The following is a 1,593-nucleotide window of genomic DNA, read 5'->3' as shown; positions in this document are numbered from 1 at the left end:
AAAATATTAAAAACACAGATTTTATAGTTAGAAAGTAATTGATCTTTGAAATGTGAATGTTTATATGTATAGCAAGTGCATGACGAAAACAACCTGCTTGAGGTTCTATTTAAAATAGTTACGAAATAAAGCAAGGTTATCTCAAAAGCGCTGGGTCAAATTGTTGATTTGTTGTTAGTAAGTGATAAATCACTCTCAACAATTTTCTAACACAGTGACCTTGTGCACAGCGATGACTCTTTCCTTGTCTACGTTTTAACTGATAGTACCGCTTAAAGACCTCATTGTGTTGAATGATAGGCACAATAATCTGATATAGCGTCTTCCTTAGATATTTGGAGCCTTTCTTGGTAATAGCGGTTTGTTCTGCCCTGTATTGACTCGATTCATGCTCATAAGGCGCAACACCTGCAAGTTTTGCTAATTTTGATGCTTTTGGGTAGTTGCCAATATCTCCTATTTCGGCTAAAATAGAAGTACCAGAGAAATGAGAAATTCCTGGTATGGACAGGATAGGAGAGTTGACTTCGACAGAGAACTCTTCTATTTTTTTGTCTATTTCATCCAGTTGAGCATGGATCAGTTCAATCTGACCAATTAGATGCCTGATCTGAATTTCATCTGCCGAAGACGCAATACCAACAGACTCTTTCGCAGCAGCTTTGAGCTGTTCAGCGCTTAGTGATATACGATTGCCTCTGCCTTGAATCTCAAAGCATTTACGAATACTTCTGATATCGGCATGAGCAATCTTATCGGCACTTCCAAAGGTCTTTAGAAGCGTCATATAGACAATGCCATATTTGGATTTGAACAAGCTGTTAAACTCAGGGAAAACAAGGTCAATACATTTCTGTAAACGATTTGTATAGACATTGAGTTCTTCTTTCAAATTGTGATGATGTCGTGTCAATTGTCGCTGTTCATAGTAATCGAATTTATGAATCTTAGTGATGCGATAAGATTTCTTACGATTTGATGAGGAAAGCACATCACAAATGGTCAAGGTATCTAATTTATCGTTTTTAGAGATGCCACCTTGCATTTTACGAGTCATATCCGTAGCTACTGGGTTGATAAGGGCAACGTTAAATTCTTTGCTTAATAAGTATCTTAATAAAGCGAAGTGATAATGACCAGTATCTTCTATACCGATTAAAATAGAAGTCTTGTCATAAGGCTGTAATGCTTGAATGAATAAGCCAAAGCCTTTCTGATCGTTCTTAAAACTTGTTGGATCGACAAGTACTTCACCATCTTCTCTATTGATAACACAGAAGTAATGACTGTTCTTGCCAATGTCAATTCCGACTAAAATCATGAAAACACGTCCTTTCATAACGATGTGAAGTGTAAACCACAACACTTAAACCACAGAACCTGGTGCAATATACGAATTCACTAAGTACCCAAAGGGTAAGACTCATCTAACTAATCACTGTTTAGGAATAAGGAGTGGTGAGATCCTATCAAAAGTAGTCAAAGCCACAAGGAAAGATACAAATCCACATTCACATATTCAATATATTACAAGTAAACTTAACTGTTATCAATCTCGGTTTAATAGATAGATTGATGGAAAGGAAAAGGTAT

Annotated in this window: 1 protein-coding gene; it reads right to left on the bottom strand. The window is 36.3% G+C overall.

From position 1 onward, the window contains the following. Positions 1-136: 136 nt before the first annotated feature. Positions 137-1,321, bottom strand: coding sequence for an IS110 family RNA-guided transposase (locus UGRO018_RS17640; RefSeq protein WP_463667574.1), 1,185 nt, complete (start codon positions 1,319-1,321; stop codon positions 137-139). Between the last annotated feature and the right edge of the window lie 272 nt (positions 1,322-1,593).

The organism is Hoskinsella mucinilytica (assembly GCF_045223415.1).
GTDB lineage: Bacteria > Bacillota_I > Bacilli_A > Erysipelotrichales > Erysipelotrichaceae > Hoskinsella > Hoskinsella mucinilytica.
This window is presented reverse-complemented; position numbering and strand designations above follow the sequence as displayed.